Raw genomic sequence first — 20173 nt, 5'->3', positions numbered from 1 at the left:
ATCGACACTACCCCGGTCGCTTTGCGCGACGGCTCACGCCGCCCGCCTCGTTTTCACACAGGTGCGCGCACGCCCGAATCTACGGTCGAACCCGTCAGCACGACCGGCGTCATGCGCGGCATCAGCAAGTGCATGATGGCGAGCGCGACCAGATACGCGAGCGCGCCGATCGCGAACAGCGCCCAGTATTGCCCAGTGCGTTGCAGCGTCTCGCCGATCACGCCGGAGAACAGGAAAGAGCCGAGCATTCCCATTGCCCCGCCCATGCCGATTACCGTGCCGACCGCGCGCCGCGGAAAGACATCGGAGACCGTCGTGACCAGGTTTGCGGACCAGCCTTGATGCGCGGCGGCGGCGAGTCCGACCGCGAGCACAGCAAACCACAGCGTGTGGAAATGCGACAGCAATGCAATCGGTGTCACGCACAGCGCGCAGACAGCCATCGTCAGCTTGCGCGAATAGTTCACGCGCTGCGTGCGGGCAATCAGCCGCGACGACGCCCAGCCGCCCAGCACGCTGCCGACGCAGGCCATCACGTAGATCACGATGAGCGGCGGCCCCATGTGCTGCATGTCGATGCCGTTCGCCTCGTTCAGCCACTTCGGCAGCCAGAACAGATAAAACCACCAGATCGGATCGGTCAGGAACTTGCCCACCGCAAACGCCCATGTCTCACGGTAACGCAGCACCGACAGCCAGCCGATTTTTTGTTCATCGGGCACACGGTCTACATCTTCGGAGATATACGCGAGCTCGTCCGGCGCAACGCGTGGATGAGACGACGGCGACCTGTACACCAGCAACCACGCGGCAAGCCAGACGAAACCAACCGCACCGCTCACCACGAACGTCACGCGCCAGCCCCAGAGCAGCGCCATGACCGGGATCATGGCCGGAGCGACCACCCCCCCGACGGTCGCGCCCATGTTCCAGATGCCCGTCGCGAGCGCGCGCTCCTTCTTCGGAAACCAGATAGCCGTCGTGCGCAGCGCGACCGGGAAATTCGACGCTTCGGAGAAGCCGAGCAGCCCGCGCACCGCCCCGAAGCCGGGCACCGTCATGGCCGCCGCGTGCAGCATCGCGGCCACGCTCCACAACCCCATTGCCCCGCCGTACACAAGCTTCGTCGACACCCGGTCGGCGATGCGCCCGAAAAGCATCAGCCCGACCGCATAGGCCGCGGTGAACATCATCACCGTCTGCGCGTACTGCACCTGGCTCCAACCGATGTCAGCCTGCATCAGCGGCGCGAGCAGACCGAGCGTCTGGCGGTCCATATAGTTGATCGTCGTCGCGAAGAACATCATCGCGCAGATGGTCCAGCGGTAGCGAGTCGACAGCTCGCCAGCACCGCCTGGGTTACGTGTGTGCACGTCTTGTCTCCATTGTTGAATTGATATTGATCGCGATGGCGTTGCCGCCTGCCGCGACATGCACTAACGCATGCCGCGGTGCCTTCGCGCAGGCAGTCAAGCGCGCTCAATAGCGCGGTTTCACATTGCGCCAGTCCGGCCGGTACTTGCGCATCTGGCCGACGTCGTCGCGTTGGCGAATGCCGCAGGTCTGATACAGCTCATGCAGCTTGCCGAGCTGGTCGCGGTCGATCTCGAGCCCGAGCCCGGGCGCGTCGGACAGTTGCACGCAGCCGCCCCGGATCGGCAGCTTGCCGCCCTTGACGACCTCCTCGTCCGGTTCCTGCCAGGGGTAATGCGTATCGCACGCGTACGACAGGTTCTCCACCGACGCGGCGACGTGCGTCATCGCCATCAGACTGATGCCCAGATGCGAATTCGAATGCATCGATACGCCAATCCCGAATGTGTCGCACATGCGGGCGAGCTGCTGGGTGTCGCGCAGTCCGCCCCAGTAGTGATGGTCGGCGAGTACGATCTGCACGCTGTTCAGCGCGACGCTGCGGCGGAATTCGTCGAAATCGGTGACGACCATGTTGGTCGCGAGCGGCATCCCGGTCCGGCGATGCAGTTCAGCCATCCCTTCGAGACCCGGCGTCGGATCTTCGTAATACTGCAGATCGTTACCCAGCAGTTCGGCCATTCGCAACGCGGTGTCGAGCGACCAGTTGCCGTTCGGATCGATCCGCAGCGGCGCGCCCGGGAATGCGCGCTTGAGCGCCTTGATACATGCGACTTCATGCTCTGGCTCGAGCGCGCCGGCCTTCAGCTTGATGCTCTCGAAGCCGTAGTCGTTGATCATGCGCCGCGCCTGTTCGACGATCTGCGCCTCGCTGATTGCTTCGCCCCACGTGTCCGGCGCGTATGGGCTGTCGATATGTTCGGTGTACTTGAAGAACAGGTACGCGCTAAACGGCACCTCCTTGCGCACCGCGCCACCCAGCAGGTCGACGAGCGGTACGTTCAGGTAGCGCGCCTGCGCGTCGAGGCACGCGACCTCGAACGCCGAGTAAGCGTTGCTGACCGCCTTGCTCGCATGCGAGCCCGGCGCGAGTTCCGCGCGTGCGGCACTGGCCGGCGACATCCGCGCGACGACGCCGCGCACTATCTCGCGCAAGCGGTTCAGGTGAAATGGATCGAGGCCGATCAGCTCACGCTTGACCGCATCGAGCACCGCGAGCGCGGGCGCGTCGCCATAGCTTTCACCGAGTCCGATATGGCCGGAGTCGGTTTCGATCTCGATGATGGAGCGCAGTGCGTACGGTTCGTGGATTCCGGCTGCGTTTAGCAGTGGTGCGTCCTTGAACGCGATAGGGGTCACGGTGACACGGGTGATTTTCATGGTGACGTCTGAAATGCGGGGAAGGATGCGGTACGGCAAGGAGCGAGCAGGCGCTGACGACGAGCGGCAAGCGACAAGCGAAACGACGGACAGCTCCGCTCCCCCGCCGACTGTATGGGCGGGCGAAGTTCCTCTCAGGATTGACGGGTGTCCCTCGAATGACGCGCCAGGCGTCGCGCGCAACGCTGGGCCGCGGCCTTGTTCGAAGCATTAAAACACTAAAATATTAGTGCGTCAATGTTGCGAGCCACACTTTCGGGTTGCAATGAAGCTGCAGCAAACAGGATTAACAGGGGAGCACGCGATGCGATGCGTTTCAGGTTGCATCGCCACGTGTATACTCGATCGGTCTATTGCGCTGCATGCAGCGACAGTCGAAGTAACATCCCCGGCACTCTTCAGAGAAGCACGGCCATGCCGTTACTCACTGATTGGCGCAGCCGGCTTAAAGAACTAAAAACGAGAGACACCGTGCAGGCAGCCAACTCACGGTTGACCAAGAATGAATACAAAAAACGGGGCAACGTCATCCGGGTCACCTTCGACCAGAATAACCAGACTCGCCCGCAGTGCCATCCAAAGTAACGAGCTAGCCCTCGCATTCGCCGTTGCTGTCGCGTCATTCGCTCTGCTCGTCGTGAGCGGTCAACTCAAAACCATGGCCGGCGAAATTGTCGCTGTGTGGTTGGCCGATGGCTATCTGTTGGGACACCTGCTGGCCGTACCCGGGCGGAAAAAGGCTTTCGTGTTTGCCGGCGGCTTCGTGGGAAAGCTGATAGCGAATCTGATAGGCGGAGAAAGCCTCTATGTATCGCTGTCATACACTGGCAGCGGCATGATCGAGGTATGCACGGCGGCCCTGCTGCTGCCGCAGATTCAGTCAGCGAAGGAGCTGATCGCCCCCAGGACCTTGTTGCGATTCATCATTTGTGCCGGCATCATCGCGCCGCTTGCCTCGGGTGCGGTTGCCGTACTGCTTCTGCAGGGCGTTTTTACGACGCATCCCTTTTCCACGTTTTCAAACTGGGTCATCTCAGACTCTCTCGGTTTCATCATCTTCACGCCAGTGACCCTGAATGTCATATCCGGCGAGTGGCGCAGTTTCCTCGCGCCGGGCAACCGTCCGAAGTCGCTGGCTCTGCTCGGACTCGTCGGAGGCGTCACGACGCTGATATTTGCTCAACATGCCCCCTCCTTGCTGTATTGGACGCTGCCGCCGCTTGCGCTGCTTGCATTCAATGCGGAGCTGTCGACGGTCGTGCTCGGCATCCTCCTGTTCATCGCGATAGCGGTGCCGTTCACTGTCCGGGGACATGGCCCGCTCGCATTGCCTCAGTTCGCGAACATGCAAGACCGCATCCTGGCACTGCAGGTTTTCACGCTGGCCGCACTCTCAATCGTCCTTCCGATTACAGCGTCGCAAGTCGAGCGCAATCGACTCGTCGCCATGCTTATCGACGGTCATCGACGATTCCGCGCGCTTGCGGAGCACGCGGAAGAAGTCATCATGCAACTGAGCGCGGATGGCCTCTTCGAGTACGTGTCTCCTCGCGTGAAGACGGTTCTCGGGTTTGATGCGGATGAACTGGTTGGTGCTGGCATATCCGCCCTCTTGCTTGATGCCGATAGAGCGCGTGTCCAGCACGCGATGAAGGACGCAGCCGATCTGCAGGCAAGCGGCTCGCTTCAATATCGCATCCGCTGTAAGGACGACCGCGTGATATGGGTGCGCAGCTATGTCGCCTCCATGCCAGTGGGGCCGAACGAAGAAAAGCCATCCATGGTGTTCACGCTGAGGGATATCGACGAGCAGTTCCGCGCTGAGCAGAAGCGCGACGCCGAGCAACGACGGCTCGAAGACCTGGCGTATGTCGACAGTCTCACTGGCCTGAAAAACCGACGCTACTTCGACCTGGAGTTCGGACGTCGATGCGAGGCAGCGTTACAGAGCGGTCGCAACGCGGAGATGGCGGTCCTGTATATCGATGTGGACTTTTTCAAGAATTACAACGACAAGTACGGGCATCAACAGGGCGACGCATGTCTTCGAGCGATCGCGCGATACATAGAGACCACCATTCGGCGCATTGACGTTCTGACTCGCTATGGCGGGGAGGAGTTTGTCGTCCTTCTGCAAGACTGCGAGATTTCGCCTGCCATCGCGACCGCCGAACGGATTCTCGAGAATGTCGCGGCGTCTTCGATGAAGCATGAGGCAAGCCCCTTTGGCAAGATCACGCTCAGCATCGGCGTCGCGCATACTGCCAATCAGGAAGGCTTTGAACCTGAGCGCCTGCTTCGAGAAGCAGACGATGCACTATATGAAGCGAAGCGGCTCGGAAGAAACCGTATTGTCGCTCATCGTCATGGCGCGAACGGGGCCGTTAAACACGACGTATAAGGCATTCTTTTCAAGCCGACTTTTCAACCTGATTTCGAACCATAACCGGACTCCCAGCCTGGTCGAGCGGTAGTTCGAGGTATCGGGAAAGGGGTTTATGCGTGCGCATCGGATAGAAGACGGTGGCGAGAAGCCGGTGTCATGAGACCAACTGTCGTGAGACCTCGATCAGAACTTCACCTTCACCTGGAACCCGATCGTAAACGGCAGATTGTCCGACGGAATCGGCGGAATCACGATGAAGTTCGCGCCGACGCGTTTGTATTCGACCATCACGATTGGCGCGACCACCGGTCCGATCGTATGGTTGTGGCCTAGTCCCCAGTTGCCATAGTTATAGCCCGAGATGATCCCGGCGATCGCCGCGATCCGCACGATGCCCCAATGCGCGAACTCCGGAGACCAGACACCGCCGCCATAGTACGAAGGCCGGCGCAGTGAGTTGCGAAAGCCGCCCGCGGTAAGTGCCCATTGATTGTTGAGCCAGCATTCGACACCGAGGCCCGGATTGAACTGTTCGAAATCGGTATTCGGATCGGGGTTGATGTGATACGAGCCGAGCATCGCATCGACCCACACGCCGCCCCCGCACCAGCTACTCGCCTGCGCGGCCGAGGCCGCCGCCAGGCTCGCGACGAGCGCCACCATGGTACGTCGGATGTTCTTCTTGATCTGCCGAAAGTGCATGTCTTCTCCGTCACCGGTCGAGCGCCGGGTTCAGCTATGTTCTGGTTTTGCGCGTGGCGCCCGCCGCGCACTGTACCTCAACCCGCCCACGCGATGTTGTAGATGCGCTCGGACGCCCAGGCACAGGACGTGCGCCGCGGCCTCGAACCACGAACGATAACGGAGAACCGATGGCAAAGCGGTGAATGCGCGGCGCGCATCCGGCCGCCATCGTTGACGAACGTTAGAGACCGAGGTCCGACAGGCCCGGATGGTCGTCGGGGCGTCGGCCGAGTGGCCAGTGATACAGACGATCGGCTGCGCGGATCGGCAGATCGTTGATGCTCGCATGACGGCGCGCCATCAGTCCGTGCTCGTCGAACTCCCAATTCTCGTTGCCGTACGAGCGAAACCAGTTGTTCGAATCGTCGTGCCATTCGTAGGCAAAGCGCACGGCGAGGCGATTATCGGTGAACGCCCACAGCTCCTTGATCAGACGGTAGTCGAGTTCGCGCGCCCACTTGCGGCGCAAAAAGCCGACGATCTCCGCGCGGCCATGCGCGAATTCGGCGCGGTTACGCCAGATGCTGTCGGGCGTGTACGCGAGCGACACGCGTTCGGGGTCGCGGGTGTTCCAGGCGTCTTCCGCGGCGCGCACTTTCTGGATCGCGGTTTCGCGCGTGAACGGCGGCAGCGGCGGGCGGTTTTCAAGCGGGTCGGCCATGATGGTTCCTCGGTCAGGTTGCGCTACGCCGCGATGGTGGTCGCGGGTTTGTGGAAGAGCTTGTGGAAGCACTTGTGGACTTGCGGACGGCAGAGCGGCTGGACGCGCCACGCGTGGAAGGGCCTGAATCGCTGGCGGATTTGGCGTCGGCGCCGGCCTTGGCCTCGGTGTCGAGCAAGGCGCGCGCCGCGGTCAGCGCATCGAGCGCGGCGTCGGCGTTGCCGCTCACCAGCGCCACCGCGATCGCACCGTCGAGCAGAACGAGCCACTGACGCGACAGGCGCGCGGCATGACGCGCCGGCATCTGCGACTCCGCGGCAAAGGCATCGCATTGGGTTCGCACGAAGTCGAGCAGACGAGCCTTGTGTTGGCGCGCGACGATCCGGATCGGATCCTCGGGCGAAGCGATTTCACCAGCCGCATTCAGAAACGCGCAGCCGTGAAAATCCGCCGATGCAAACCATTCGCGCAGCACCTCGAACATACCGAGCAAACGTTTTCGCGCGCTCTTGCCGCGCCGCTGGGTACCCGCGATAAACCAGTTCATCCAGCGTTCGTCGCGCCGTTCGAGTGCGGCGGCCACGAGCGCGTCTTTCGATTCGAAATGCGCGTAGAAGCTTTTGCGCGCGGTACCGGACTGCCTGACGATCGCATCCACGCCGGTGGCGTGGATGCCGCCCGCGTAAATCAGCGCTTCTGCAGCGTCTAGCAGACGATCGCGCGCACTGCCAGGCGCGGTCGATTCAGCTTGAGTTTCGACTGTCATGGACGAAAGGTAGAACGATCATTCTCCTTCGTCAAGTCTTCGTTGTGGCGGGCTGGATGCGCAAGCTGCTATCGTGATGGCAATTGGTCAACCGGAACGCACTTCATGAGCTCGTCTTCTGTCCGCGCCGCGCTGTTGCGCGCGCTGCTAGCCACAACCCTGCTCTCGGCGATGGCCTGCACGCCGCTGCAGGTGCTCACGCATTCGGTCAGCCAGAACGAGGCGCGCGTGCCGACCGGCCCGTACGAAATCGATCAGGACCACAGCAGCATTACCTTCGACATCGATCACTTCAAATATTCGCGCTTCACGATGCGCTTCGGTCGCAAGCACGGGCAGCTCGACTGGCACGACGGCGGTCTGGACCACAGCACGGCGTCGATCACGATCGACGCGGCCAGCATCGACACGAACGTACCGCTGCTCGACAAAATGGTGAAAAGCGCCAGCATGCTCGACGTGGAGCGCTATCCGGAGATCCGCTTCGCGAGCACGCGGTTCGAGCGAACCGGCGAATCACACGGCACACTAACCGGCGATCTGACGATTCGCGGCGTCACGCAACCGGTCACGCTCGACGTCACGTTCAATGGTTTCGCGCCCGATCCGCTGACGAAAAAAGACACGCTCGGCTTCTCGGCGGAGGGACGTTTCAGCCGCGCGAAGTTCGGTTTGTCGACGTGGTATCCGGCCGTCGGCGACGACATTCACGTGCGCATTCAGGCCGAGTTCGTAAAAACGCCCGCAGGCGCGTGAGCGCTGCGGGCGTTGGTGGTGCATCGCGTGTTGCGCAGTGCGTTGCCGCAGTGCGTTGCATTAGCCGTTCCTGACCGGTCGAGTTACGCGCGCTGCAACGGCGTGAATGGCACGCTACCGCATTCACTCACTCACACGGCTGTCCAGTCGAGAATCACTTTACCGCTCTCGCCGGAGAGCATCGTCGCGAACGCCTGCTGGTAGTCGTCGACCTTGAAATGATGCGTGAGGATCGGCGACAGATCCAGACCGCTTTGCAGCATCGCGACCATCTTGTACCAGGTCTCGAACATCTCGCGCCCGTAAATGCCCTTGATTTCGAGGCCCTTGAAGATCACCTGGGTCCAGTCGATCGCGGTCTGCGCGGGCGGAATGCCGAGCAATGCAATCTTGCCGCCATGGTTCATCGCCTCGAGCATGCTGGTGAACGCGCTCGGCACACCGGACATTTCCAGCCCGACGTCGAAACCTTCGGCCATATGCAGCTCGGCCATCACGTCGCGCAGCGTTTCGCGCGAGACGTTGACCGCGCGGGTCGCGCCCATCTTGCGCGCGAGTTCGAGGCGATAGTCGTTGACGTCCGTGATGACGACGTTACGCGCGCCGACGTGTTTCGCGATCGCCACCGCCATGATGCCAATCGGTCCGGCGCCGGTAATCAGCACGTCTTCGCCGACCAGATTGAACGACAGCGCGGTGTGCGTCGCATTGCCGAACGGATCGAAGATCGCCGCGAGATCGTCGGAAATCTCAGGCGGAATCTTGAACGCGTTGAACGCGGGAATCACCAGGAACTCGGCGAACGCGCCTTCACGATCCACGCCGACGCCGACCGTATTGCGGCACAGATGCCGACGCCCCGCGCGACAGTTGCGGCAGAAGCCGCATGTGATATGTCCTTCACCCGACACGCGATCGCCAATCGCGAAGCCGCGCACTTCCTGACCCATCTCGACGATTTCGCCCACGTATTCGTGACCGACATGCATCGGCACCGGAATCGTTTTTTGCGCCCAGTCGTCCCACTTCCAGATGTGAATATCGGTGCCGCAAATTGCGGTGCGCTTGATGCGGATCATCACGTCGTTATGGCCGACTTCGGGCTTCGCGACGTCGGTGAGCGTGAGGCCCGGTGCGCGTTCGAGTTTTGCCAATGCTTTCATCTGCGCCTCCGTTTCAGATCACACCCAGTTCGCGGCCGACGCGGGCGAATGCATCGACGGCCCGGTCGATCTGTTCGGGCGTATGCACGGCGCTCATCTGCGTGCGGATGCGGGCGCGCCCCTTGGGCACGACCGGGAACGAGAAGCCGATCACGTAGACGCCTTCCTTCAGCAGCGCATCGGCCATGTTCGAAGCGACTTGCGCATCGCCGAGCATCACCGGAATGATCGGATGTTCGCCCGGCACGAGCGTGAAGCCGAGCGCGATCATCGCGCGGCGAAAGTGGGCGCCGTTTTCCCGCACACGGGTGCGCAGTTGCGCGCCTTCTTCGCTTGCCAGCAGTTCGAGTACTTTGAGCGACGCGGCGGCGATGCTCGGCGTCAGCGTGTTCGAAAACAGATAGGGACGCGAGCGCTGCCGCAGCAGTTCCACGATCTCCTTGCGCGCGGCGACATAGCCGCCCGAGGCACCGCCCAGCGCCTTGCCGAGCGTGCCGGTCACGATGTCGACGCGTGACAGCACGCCACAATGTTCCGGCGTGCCGCGCCCGTGTTCGCCGACGAAGCCCACAGCGTGCGAGTCGTCGACCATCACCAGCGCGCCGTAACGATCGGCCAGATCGCAGATTCCGGCGAGGTCGGCGATGATGCCGTCCATCGAGAACACGCCATCGGTTGCGATCAGCCTGAAGCGCGCGCCGGCAGCGTCTGCTTCTTTCAGCTTCGCTTCGAGATCGGCGAGGTCGTTGTTCCGGTAGCGAAAGCGCTTCGCTTTCGAAAGCCGCACACCGTCGATGATGCTCGCGTGGTTCAGCTCGTCGCTGATGATCGCGTCGTTCTCGTCGAGCAGCGTTTCGAACAGGCCGCCGTTCGCATCGAAACAGCTCGAATAGAGAATGCAGTCGTCGGTATGCAGGAACGCTGCGAGCGCGTGCTCGAGTTCCTTGTGCACGGTTTGCGTGCCGCAAATGAAACGCACCGACGCCATGCCGAAGCCATCGTTGTCGAGCCCCTGCTTCGCGGCTTCGATCAGCCGGGCGTCGCCGGCGAGGCCGAGATAGTTGTTCGCGCAGAAATTCAGCACGTGGGTGCCGTCGACGAGACGGATGTCGGCCGATTGCGGGCTGGCAATCACGCGCTCGTTCTTGTAAAAGCCGTCGGCGCGGATCTGCTCGAGCGTGCCGCGCAGATGGGCAAGGTATTGGTCGCGCATGAACCAGACTCCTGGATGAGGTGATGACGTCGCGTCAGCGTATTCGGGATGCGCGACGGCGAGCGGGCTATGAAGCGGACTATGAACCAGGCAATGAACCGGGCTGTTATAGTCGGCTGTCAGTTCTATCGGATATTTTCGTTTTTTCGAACTAAAATCCGATATATCGAACAACTCTAAACGATGGGTCAGGAAATGGCAAGTTCGGGTATCCGCCGCGCCGCGGCCAACGCGGCATCCACTTCGGGCGCAGTCCCGGTGCCGGCAAGCGCGGCGGCGCCGCGCGTCGGCGAACAGATTCAGCGGCTGCGCGCCGAACGGCGCATGACGCTCGACGATCTGTCGCGTGCGGCCGGCGTGTCGAAATCGATGCTCTCGGAGATCGAGCGCGACAAGGCCAATCCGACGATCGCGGTCGCCTGGCGGCTGACCAATGCGCTCGGCGTCAGCCTCGATTCGCTGTTCGCCGCGCCCAAGGCGCCGGAGGCGATCGCTGTCTCCGGTCCGCACGAGATTCCCACCTTGAGCGGACACGAGGCCAAATACCAGTTGCGGGTGTGGGGGCCGATTGAACTGGCCGGCAAGTTCGAGTGGTACGAACTGACGCTGCAGCCCGGCGGAGCGCTGGTCTCGAACGCGCACGAGCCCGGCACGCGCGAGCATCTGACCGTGCTGCATGGCTCGATCGAAATCGAAGCGGCCGGCACAACGAAACGGCTCAAGGCTGCGGACACCGCCCGCTATGTCGCCGACGAACCGCACGCGATCCGCAATGCCGGTAAGGCCGAGGCGAAAGCGCTGCTGGTGGTGATTCACGGCTAGGCGCAGCGCACGGCTGCGGGCGCATGGCGGCTAGCAGTTGGCGGAATCGGCCCTTCTGCCGAGGTTGCACCCGATACTGTATGTTTGTACAGTATCGGGTATCGACTGGAGCCGATAATGAACAATCTGAAAGCCGACCCTACCAATCAAGCTCTGGCCGCGCTGCGCTATCAAACCGCGGCGCGCGATCTCGAACATATCGTGCGCAATATTGCCGCGCGCTACATCGTGCAGCAGGTGCCGCTCACGTGGCGTTTGCTGCATGCGATCGAAGCCGAGGCGCTCGCGGACCTCGGATTTGCCAGCCGACATGACGCGCTGATGCTGGGCCTGTTCCAACGCCCATCCGATCTGCCTTATCCGGAAACTGACGAAGCCGTGAACTTCGGCACGTCCACCGCGCTGCCGGCAGTGTTCGCGTTCGCCGTGAGTGCATACGAAGAGGCCGCTGCACGGCGCGCCACGCAACCGCCGGCGCCGGAAGGTGCGCCCCCGAAACGCACGCGAGCCTGGGGCGGCTAAAACAGTGCGTTCCGATCAGTTGTCACCTACAATCAGTGCAACTAACGGAAAGATAACCCATGTCGCCTCCTCATCTGTCCGACCCTGTCCCGCGTCCCGCGCCGTTGACCGATCTTTTCGATCAACAACGCGAGGACTGGCGTCGCGACCCGCAAATCGCTTTCGACGCGTGGCTCGCGAAGCAGCATTTCAGACGTTCTTCCGCTGAAGTCTACCAGGCGCAATGGGGGCTCTTCCTCGACTGGCTCGGCATGCGGCAGAAAAGTCTGGTCACGGTCGATATGCATACGATCGCCGAATTCGTCGCCGGACTCGACATCAAAAAACCTCAGCGGCTCAGGTATTTGCGGCTGATCGAACGGGTCCTCGATCACGTGCGCGAAATCGAATCGGCATCGACCAACCCCGCGCGCTTCATTGCTCAGGATGGCGAAGCAGCTTGGCGAAACGCGAGCGACAACGAACCAACCGGGTTTCTCACGCACGCCGAGCGGACCGCGCTGGTTGCGCGGCTGTTTTCTCCGTTGCCGGCTTTATCCACTGCACAGCGCTGGAGAGAGCGGCGCGACCGTGCGTTGATCGCAGTGTTTCTCGGCGGCGGACTGAAGACCGGTGAAGCGGCAGCGCTTACAGTTAGTTGCGTGAGCGCGGGGTCGCCCTGGGTCACGATCGAGTCAGCCAATCCGATGCTGACGCGGCGTACCCGGCTTGCGCCGTTCTCCGCGGCTGTGCTCGACGCGTGGCTCGCCGAACGGCGGTTCACGGAACTGGCCGGCAATCTGGTTTTTCCCGCGTCACCTTCCGGACGCCCAATGCACAAAGCCACCATGCTGCGAGCGGTCGACGCGTTGATCGACGGCGCCGGCATTGCCGCATCTCGGAAGTCTCGCGCCAGTCCGCAAACATTGCGCAACACTTTTGCTGCGGATCTGTTCGAGAGTGGGGTGGAGGCGGAACTGGTCGGCCAATGGCTGGGTTTTGTGCAGGCGGTGTCGGCGAACCGTTTGTATCGCGCGTGGCAAACGTGGATGGACCAGCAGGATTTGCCCGTCGTCGAGGCTCCAGACCCGGCGGCCCAGCCTTTGCCGGCACCCCGGCGCGATGGGCGTTTGACGAGGAAACCGGGAGCGGATCAGTCCTGAGAAACCTCACCTTTGAGGTCCCGGATTTCCTCACCTTTGAGGCCTGAACCGCTATCGCACCGTGTCGACCCGGCGTGCTGGGGACACGCTCGAGTCGCCCGACAGAAACTGGCCAAGCGCCGCCAGCCTTGATTCGCCGAGCCCCGACGAGTGCTCGCACTCCGGACAGAGCAGTTCGAAGCGGTGATCGACTTTCGACAATTCCGGCTCACCTTCGTCACATTTCGGGCAGCGCGCCGGCAAAGTGACATGGCCGTCCGCCGCACTGCCGATCACCCTCAATTCGTCGCTCGTGAGCCGACCCGCTTCGACTAACGAGCAAAGCAGGCTGCCAATCGCCGGGTCGATCCCCCGCTGACCGCGCAGGATCGCGACTTCCTTGGTCAACGCATCCACCTCGTCGGATTGTTCGCGCAATTGAGCGTCGAGCCGATCGCCGCGCGCCTTGGCGGCGGCGATTTGCTGAATGAAGTCGAATTCCTTGCGGCTCGCGTCACGCACGCCCGACTGATAGGTGGCCGCCATACTGCGCAACGAATCGAGTTCGACCAGCATCGGCTTGACGCGCCGCTCGGCTTCGGCGACGGCGTCCTTGATCTGTTGCGCATAGTGTTCAGTGCTCTGGCGCAGTTCGACGTGTAATGCGTCGATCCGGTCGCGCAGCGTTGCGTTGCTCGCGAGTTCGCTGTCGAGACGCTGGCGCAGCGCGTCGTTTTCGCCATCGAGCCGACGCACCGTTGCCTGCAAGCCTTCCTGATGAACATTGCCGTGCGTGGTGGCGCTCGAGAGCTGGGCTTCGAGCGTGCGAACCCGTTCCCACGCGGCTTCGGCGCGCAATTCGCTGCGCTTGATCGTCTCGTCCGCTGCCTCGCGACGAATTTCCGCGTCTCGTGTACGTTGCTCAGCAGCTGCGACCTGCACGCGGATTTCTTCGCGTTCGCCGTCGAGTGTCACCCGCGCGTGTGCGACGGCTTCTTCAAATAGCGCGCCCAGCAGCTCACCGGCGCGATCTTCCAGCGCTTTGGGGATGGCACCCGCGCCGACCTTGACACGCGACGCATTGCGGATGCGTTCCCAAAAATGGTCGATGTCTTTCGGAATGTCGCTTGCGCTGCCGGTTTGCGTCAGGTCGCGTACTGCGGCCATCGACGGTCGGATCCCCAGGTCGAAAAAAAGCCGTTTGCATGCGTGCAGCGACAGATCCTGTCGCCTGGCCCCTTGATCACGCATCGTTTCAAGCTCATCACGGATGGCCTGTCGTTCCTGGTCCAGATTCATGTCAACCTCGATGTCGCTCGAATTGGATTGATCATAACAATTTACGTAGCGTTTGCTACTTGTTTGTTCGCTCCGCGTAGCATTTTGCGAATTGATGTGTTTTTGGGCGTTAACGACCTCATTTGAGTCGTTCGAGCCCTTGCTGTTCGTGAAACAAAACGAAGAATAGCGAATAAGTCATTGTGGTGAAAGGATTTTTAATCCTTATAGACTGATTGCGCACTGTTTCACGAGATACCTGTGATGGCGACGTGGTTGAAGGCGTTGTCCGAAGGACACACGGGGGAAAGTCTAGAGAGTAGTAAAAGTAAACACCCTTGAACCCTTGTTAAAAACGTTAACGCCACCGCAAACCCTTACCAGACAAGGGTTTCAGCCCAGCAAGGTGAAACTTTGCGGGAGACGTGGTGAGGTCTTGCGGGAAAGTCGAGTGATGAGGTTCGGGGAGCTCGGTGAGCAGGTCCGGGACAGGACGTGAGCGGGTTCAGGAGACACCGCGAATAGGCGGTTTAGCGAAAGGTGAGATTTTACGGGTCCTAATTCCCGTAAAGTGCCCGGCAGCGCTCGACGGACTGTTCGGATGGCCGCGGGGCCAAAGGTGAGCGATTTCGGGATCGTGCTGATCGCCAATTTTTGACCTTATTTTGAGCCTGTTAACCCGATCGGTGAGTCAAGTCGGGAGAAAACGCGAACCGAAGGTGAGATTTTTCGGGGGCCAGAGGGCATTTTTACTGTCATTGCGGGACATCCGGGGCCTAAGGTGAGCCTTTGCGGGAGCCGGGAGACGTATCGGATTCAGAATTGACGCTTCGCGTCGACTGGTTTGGCGGTGCGGTGGCGGGAAAGGTGAGGAAATTCGGGAGCTGCCCGATGTATCCCCTCCGGGGATCGCCGGATCGCCCGATTTTGCCCAAAGGTGAGGTTTTTCGGGACACTTTGGCGCGGCATCTGATTGCTGAGGTGAGGGTTTGCGGGACCATAACTGCATATGTCGGCCGGAAAAGCCCCACCGACGCAGCCTGTGTTGCGCTTACCAGGTGGTCGTTGAATTCGATCGGTGAGGATTTTCGGGACCGTTGGGACGGCAAATGGACATGTCGAATTTCACCCAGAACGCGGCTTAAGGTGAGGATATACGGGAGCATTGGCTTGCGACGGTGTGGTTTCTACCGCGATAAGTCTTTGAAATAATTGAGTTATTGCACTGATCTTCGCAAAGGTGAGGCTTTTCGGGAATGCTTTTCAGCAGTGCGCATAATGCGCCGCCCGGTCCAAAGGTGAGGCTTTTCGGGAAGTTTTGTCGGTGGATGTCGGGCCTCATACCGCTGGAGCCCGTGTCGCGCCAAGCGCCGCGGGACGGAAAGGTGAGCTTTTTCGGGGGCGTCCGATGGGCCATGCGTCATTCGTTCGTCAAGTGCACTGCTAGTGCGGTTTGGACAACCGCTGCACAGGTGGTCTCGGCTCAGGCGACGCGTGCAATTGCGGCGAAGCTCGCCAGGCTGTGCCCCACCTATCTCGACATGTCGGCGAACCGCGGTGGAGTGAGGGCTTGGGGGACGCGGGCCGGAAATGCGCGTCGCCGGCGCCCGGGCGATCGTGCAGACGCGCGTTCAGCGTAGTGAGAGTCCCTACCGGCGGGGCCGACCCCACGTTTCATTCGGCGCTCTATGCGAAGCTTCGCCTGTGCAACTGCTGCTCATGGCCGCCTGTTTGTGAGGCACGATTCGTAACCCCGCTTGGCGGCCCCTGTTCGGAGGCGCGCGCCAACCCGCCCCATTGATGCTATTCCCGATGCCGCAGTTCGCCGTTCGCTGCCAGCTGAATGAGCGACGCCCTTCCACCGGCTCATTTCGACGCGCCCCCTGTCCCCTTTTCTACGCACAGCCGTCAAAACCAACGAAATTTTTTGAGGTGAGAAGATTCGGGATCGAATACTCCCCGTTCCCGCGAGACTCGCAAAAGTCGGAAGTGGCGCAGGCCGCGACCTGTAAGGACGCCCCGAACCTGGCGCGAAATGGTTGAGGTGAGGGTTTTCGGGAGTAGCTCGAGGTGAGTCACGCTTCGTAAACTCACTTCACCGGCAACGGTGAGATTCACGCTATAGACGCGTATCACCACAGCCGGTATGCTCTCGCGAAATCCCTCCTCCACCAGACGCATGGCCACGAAGCGCGCGAAGAAGACCGATGTAGTCAGCCCGAGCTCGGCCGAATTGCGCAAGGCGGTCGAGGCGATCGCCATTCAGCCCAAGAGCGGCAAAATCACGCTGCTGACCCGCAAGCTGTTCAACGTGCTGCTTGCCGTGGCTCAGCAGGCTGACGAATCGGGTGATACGTATCGGGCGCTGCTGTCCGATATCGTCGCCAATTCGGCTTTCGATTCCAACGACACCGCGCTCGTCAAGGAGCACCTGCGGCGCATGGTGTCGGTCCAGGTCGAATGGAGCACCGGCACGTCCAGTCAGAAGCCGGGCCGCAAATGGGGCATTTCCACGCTGATCGCCGACGCGGAAATTCTCGAAGACCCCACCACCCGCCGCGTGTGGGTGGAATTTTCGTTTGCGCCGAAGATCAAGAAGAAGCTGCTCGATCCGGTCCAGTATGCGCGCCTGAGCCTGCAGTTCCAGAGCCAGTTGCGCAGTAGCGCGGGCCTCGCGCTGTATGAAATTTGCGTGCGCTATCTGACCAACCCGAGTCATCTGACGATGCGCGAAACGTGGGAATGGTGGCGCCCGATCCTGTCGGGCACGCCGGACACGGAAGCGGGCGATGAAGCGAAGCGCGAATACAAGTACTTCAAGCGCGACTACCTGCGCCCGGCGATCGCTGAGGTCAACGCTGTCACTAACATCTTCGTCGAATTGATCGAGCACCGCGAAGGGCGGCGTGTCGCCGAGATCCAGTTCCGCGTGACCGAGCGCAAGCAGCCGATGCTGGCACTCGATGAACATCCGAATGTGTTCGACAGCACGCTGGTCGACCGGATGGTGAAGATCGGCATCCCGCTGAAAGAAGCGCAAACGCTGTATGCCGATAGCGAAGAAAACCGCATTCGCGCCGCGTTGCAAATGACCGAGCAACGCATGCGCAGCACGTCGTTGCCGCCGGTGCGCAGCGCGCCCGCGTTGTTCAAGGACGCGTTGAAAAAAGGCTACGCGCCACCCGTCGAAGCGCTGCCCTCAGGCGGCGGCGGGAAGGCTGCGGTTGCCGCGCCGGCCGACGATCTCAAAGCCCGCCTGCTTGGCGAGTACTCGGCGTATCGTCGCAAGGAAGCGTACGCGTTGTACAACGAACAGGGTGATGCCGAGCGGGAGATCGCGCGGCAGTCGTTCGAGGAAGACGAACTGCCCGGGCTCGGCGCGCACATGCGGGACGACTGGCGCCGCCGTGGGTTGGATTCGAAGATCGTCGAAACCGCCTTCTTCGACTGGCTGGCTCGCAAGACCTGGGGCGAGCCGACCGATGGTGATCTGCTGGCTTTCACGCTGAGCCAATCGCGGGCGGCTTGATCGTCAGGGGGCAAGCGGGCGCGATCTCGTGCCGCTCGACGCCGTATTGCGGCTAGCGCTGCGCTGTCACTTCAGCATCTTCTCGATCTGCCGCAGGATGTCGTCGCGCTTCTCACGCGTGAGCCCCTTCAGGCGCAGCTCGATTCGATCATCTCCATACGATTTGAGATCGCCAACCGACACGCCGTCGAGTTTGATTTCCAGCCGCTGCGCATAGCGCTGTCGCCCCGCCGGTTTCGTGCTTTCCTGCGCATTGGCCCTGCCCTTGACGATGTCCGCGACCTGCCGCGTGCTCAGATCGTCCGACAGAATCTTGTTGATCAGACGCAGCGTCGCGTCGGCGCCGCGCGCCGTGTGATAACGACCCACCTGGTACGCCATGTTCGAACCAAAGCGGTCGGGGCGCGCGACCATCTCATGCATGACGGGCTCCGGCAACTTGGCGATGGACAATGCAACCGCCACGGTCGATTCGTCGAGTCCGAGATGCTCGGCAAGCTCCTTCTGACTCTGGAAATGGCGCTCGTCGAGAAAGCGCTTCCAGACGACTGCGTTGTCGAATACCGTTTGCGAATCGCGCTGGACGTTGAGGTCGTAGCCGAGCTTGTAGCTCTGCATGCCGATCGGCAAATCGATGACGATCGCCTTCACCGACTCCTTGTTGGCCTCTTTCAGCGCGCGCACGCGCCGGCCGCCGTCGCTGACAAAGTAGGTGCCGGGATTGTCGTGGTCGGGAATGACGTGAATGGCCTGCTGCTGCCCCTGCTTGGCCAGATTGACGGCGAGTTCGGCAATCGACGACTTCAGATAGAAGTGCCGTGGATTGAATGGGCTCGGCTTGATGGTCTTGAGCGCGAGCTCGATGACCTGGCCGGAACGATAACCGTGCTCGATCCTCCATGCACGGTAGGCCGCCGATTCGCTGGCGGTGTCTGCAGTGTCGACTTCCGGCTCGCTCTGGGGTACGACAACCGACATGGCGCGGCCAGCGGCGCTATTGAGCTTGGCGTCGTTCTTGACCAGACCATCGATGGCATTCAGACGGTCGAGCGCGGTTCGCTTTTCGCTGCTGGTCGTGTCAGGACGTGCTTGAAAGCCTTTGGCGAATTGGGAGGGTTTCATTCAGGGTCCTTTATGCGCATAAATTTCACGGGAGCAACGCGGCGATCTCATTAGCGCACGCCCGTACTTCGATTGCGGCGAGCTTGGCGCCGCGGTCGTTCATTTGCAGTACCGTCTGCCCCAACGCCATGGCCTGCTTGTAGGCTTCGCGTGTCGGGATCTGGGTCTTGAGCAGCGGGAAGCCGAGTTCTTCCAACGCGCGCTTCAGCTCGCGCGTCAACATTCGCTTTTCTTCGGTCTTATTGAGCAGAAAAACGGCACGCAGATCTTCGTTCATCACCTGAGCCTGCTGCACCAGCTTGACCAGACCGATGCTCGACCAGTAGTCGGCAGGCGATGACGACGTCGGGATCACCGCGACGCTCGCCGCGAGCAAGACGACGCCGGAGACTTTTTCTGTAATGGAAGGGGGACAGTCGACAACGATGATGTCGTAGTCAGCCACGAACTTCTTGATCTCGCGATGGATCTGGCTACCCGCTTCGGAGAGGTTGACGACCGGGAAAGGAATGCCCGTGTCGCCATCTGATGATGCACTGGCCCAGTGGATCAGCGTGTTTTGGCCGTCTGCGTCTACGACGAGGACGCGTTTGCCTTTCTCATGAAACGCAGCGCCGAGATGCATCGCGATTGTGCTCTTCCCGACCCCACCCTTCTGCTGAGTTACCGCGATGATTTCTGCCGCCAAATTTCACCTCCTCTTTTAGACGCAGTTGGATTTTACCTGGATGAAATCTCATTTCAATCATTTTGTGTAATTGAGAGAAGAATTAGCCGTTCGGGATAGGTTTATGCGCATAAAGCACAGAGCTGAAGAAGCGACCGGGCGTGATTGAGAAAGCGCGCGTGGTGGGAGGTGCGCGAGAGGGGAACGTCACGTCACAACGGCGGTAGATGACCGTAACGGGGTTTGCCGTTGATCGATGTCTGTGCGCGGGTATCGGGCGTTGCTAAAGTTGGCGTTACTTCGAATGACTGTGTCAGCGCGCCAGGTAAGGTTATTGACTGAATGATTACCGCAGGGCGGTAGATCCTGAACGAATGCTTTGCCTGGGTCGAGAAATTTATGCGCATAAACTTCGGCGCATCACTGGGCCTCGATGGAGCCTGATGGCCACGGTCGGATCACTGTGCACGGAGGCATATCGCCGAGGCAGCGCGCGTCGAACGTAGTGCGAAACCATGTCGATATGGAGAAGAGGGCACTTATTGAGCGAGACTTCGCCCGTGCAGGTGCAGGAGGCTTCCCACCGGCATATGAAGAATGAATTGGAATAGCCTAGACTAAATCTGACAGTGGTCGGTTTCTCGTGCTGTTGCGCGTGGGCGCGGAGGA

General features: G+C 61.1%; 15 protein-coding genes and 2 pseudogenes. 6 read left to right on the top strand and 11 right to left on the bottom strand.

Features of this window, described 5'->3' with window-relative positions:
* Positions 1 to 53: 53 nt before the first annotated feature.
* Together BN2475_RS23180 and BN2475_RS23175 are read right to left on the bottom strand one after the other, a co-directional pair.
* Positions 54 to 1307, bottom strand: a complete 1254-nt coding sequence (locus BN2475_RS23180; protein ID WP_094781824.1) for an MFS transporter — start codon at positions 1305 to 1307, stop codon at positions 54 to 56.
* A gap of 172 nt (positions 1308 to 1479) precedes the next feature.
* Positions 1480 to 2754, bottom strand: coding sequence for a glucarate dehydratase family protein (locus BN2475_RS23175; RefSeq protein WP_094781823.1), 1275 nt, complete (start codon positions 2752 to 2754; stop codon positions 1480 to 1482).
* Between the two features lie 502 nt (positions 2755 to 3256).
* On the opposite strand from BN2475_RS23175, the gene BN2475_RS23170 reads away from it, so the two are divergent.
* Positions 3257 to 5155: a sensor domain-containing diguanylate cyclase gene (locus BN2475_RS23170; protein ID WP_094781822.1), complete on the top strand. Its 1899-nt coding sequence runs from the start codon at positions 3257 to 3259 to the stop codon at positions 5153 to 5155.
* A 168-nt stretch (positions 5156 to 5323) separates the two neighbouring features.
* Here BN2475_RS23170 and BN2475_RS23165 read toward each other — a convergent pair whose 3' ends face one another.
* The 3 genes from BN2475_RS23165 to BN2475_RS23155 all read right to left on the bottom strand — a co-directional run bounded on the left by BN2475_RS23165 (position 5324) and on the right by BN2475_RS23155 (position 7311).
* On the bottom strand, positions 5324 to 5842 hold the full coding sequence (locus BN2475_RS23165; protein ID WP_094781821.1) for a hypothetical protein: 519 nt from the start codon (positions 5840 to 5842) through the stop codon (positions 5324 to 5326).
* Positions 5843 to 6065: 223 nt separating this feature from the next.
* The gene (locus BN2475_RS23160; protein WP_094781820.1) at positions 6066 to 6545 is read right to left on the bottom strand and encodes a nuclear transport factor 2 family protein; all 480 of its coding nucleotides are present in this window, start codon (positions 6543 to 6545) and stop codon (positions 6066 to 6068) included.
* A 13-nt stretch (positions 6546 to 6558) separates the two neighbouring features.
* Positions 6559 to 7311: a TetR/AcrR family transcriptional regulator gene (locus BN2475_RS23155; RefSeq protein ID WP_094781819.1), complete on the bottom strand. Its 753-nt coding sequence runs from the start codon at positions 7309 to 7311 to the stop codon at positions 6559 to 6561.
* Positions 7312 to 7416: 105 nt separating this feature from the next.
* On the opposite strand from BN2475_RS23155, the gene BN2475_RS23150 reads away from it, so the two are divergent.
* Positions 7417 to 8067: a YceI family protein gene (locus BN2475_RS23150; protein WP_094781818.1), complete on the top strand. Its 651-nt coding sequence runs from the start codon at positions 7417 to 7419 to the stop codon at positions 8065 to 8067.
* Between the two features lie 131 nt (positions 8068 to 8198).
* On the opposite strand, the gene tdh is transcribed toward BN2475_RS23150, so the two are convergent.
* Together tdh and BN2475_RS23140 are read right to left on the bottom strand one after the other, a co-directional pair.
* Positions 8199 to 9230, bottom strand: a complete 1032-nt coding sequence (gene tdh / locus BN2475_RS23145; RefSeq protein WP_094781817.1) for an L-threonine 3-dehydrogenase — start codon at positions 9228 to 9230, stop codon at positions 8199 to 8201.
* Between the two features lie 13 nt (positions 9231 to 9243).
* On the bottom strand, positions 9244 to 10443 hold the full coding sequence (locus tag BN2475_RS23140; protein WP_094781816.1) for a glycine C-acetyltransferase: 1200 nt from the start codon (positions 10441 to 10443) through the stop codon (positions 9244 to 9246).
* Positions 10444 to 10626: 183 nt separating this feature from the next.
* On the opposite strand from BN2475_RS23140, the gene BN2475_RS23135 reads away from it, so the two are divergent.
* The 3 genes from BN2475_RS23135 (at position 10627) to BN2475_RS23125 (ending at position 12929) form a co-directional block, all read left to right on the top strand.
* Entirely contained in the window at positions 10627 to 11265 is a 639-nt protein-coding gene (locus BN2475_RS23135) for a helix-turn-helix domain-containing protein (RefSeq protein WP_094781815.1), read from the top strand.
* A 117-nt stretch (positions 11266 to 11382) separates the two neighbouring features.
* On the top strand, positions 11383 to 11787 hold the full coding sequence (locus BN2475_RS23130; RefSeq protein ID WP_094781814.1) for a DUF2471 family protein: 405 nt from the start codon (positions 11383 to 11385) through the stop codon (positions 11785 to 11787).
* A 59-nt stretch (positions 11788 to 11846) separates the two neighbouring features.
* Complete coding sequence (locus tag BN2475_RS23125; RefSeq protein ID WP_094781813.1) at positions 11847 to 12929, top strand: tyrosine-type recombinase/integrase; 1083 nt, start codon at positions 11847 to 11849, stop codon at positions 12927 to 12929.
* 51 nt (positions 12930 to 12980) lie between these two features.
* On the opposite strand, the gene BN2475_RS23120 is transcribed toward BN2475_RS23125, so the two are convergent.
* Positions 12981 to 14207 carry a DNA-binding protein gene (locus BN2475_RS23120; RefSeq protein WP_094781812.1) on the bottom strand — a complete coding sequence of 409 codons (1227 nt, stop codon included), beginning with the start codon at positions 14205 to 14207 and terminating at the stop codon, positions 12981 to 12983.
* 2158 nt (positions 14208 to 16365) lie between these two features.
* Between BN2475_RS23120 and BN2475_RS23115 the strand changes: the two genes are divergently transcribed.
* Positions 16366 to 17715 carry a replication initiation protein gene (locus tag BN2475_RS23115; protein ID WP_094781811.1) on the top strand — a complete coding sequence of 450 codons (1350 nt, stop codon included), beginning with the start codon at positions 16366 to 16368 and terminating at the stop codon, positions 17713 to 17715.
* A gap of 66 nt (positions 17716 to 17781) precedes the next feature.
* Here BN2475_RS23115 and BN2475_RS23110 read toward each other — a convergent pair.
* From BN2475_RS23110 to parA, 3 genes and pseudogenes are all read right to left on the bottom strand, one after another.
* Positions 17782 to 18654 (bottom strand): annotated as a pseudogene (locus BN2475_RS23110) (ParB/RepB/Spo0J family partition protein); the annotation flags it as partial.
* 65 nt (positions 18655 to 18719) lie between these two features.
* Positions 18720 to 18837: pseudogene (locus BN2475_RS36575) on the bottom strand (ParB/RepB/Spo0J family partition protein); the annotation flags it as partial.
* Positions 18838 to 18862: 25 nt separating this feature from the next.
* A complete protein-coding gene (gene parA, locus BN2475_RS23105; RefSeq protein ID WP_094781809.1) occupies positions 18863 to 19525 on the bottom strand; it encodes a ParA family partition ATPase in 663 nt (220 codons plus the stop codon).
* Between the last annotated feature and the right edge of the window lie 648 nt (positions 19526 to 20173).

The organism is Paraburkholderia ribeironis (assembly GCF_900019265.1).
In the GTDB taxonomy this organism is placed as follows: domain Bacteria; phylum Pseudomonadota; class Gammaproteobacteria; order Burkholderiales; family Burkholderiaceae; genus Paraburkholderia; species Paraburkholderia ribeironis.
The sequence above is the reverse complement of the archived record's forward strand: the minus strand, read 5'-3'. Positions and strand labels throughout refer to the sequence as shown.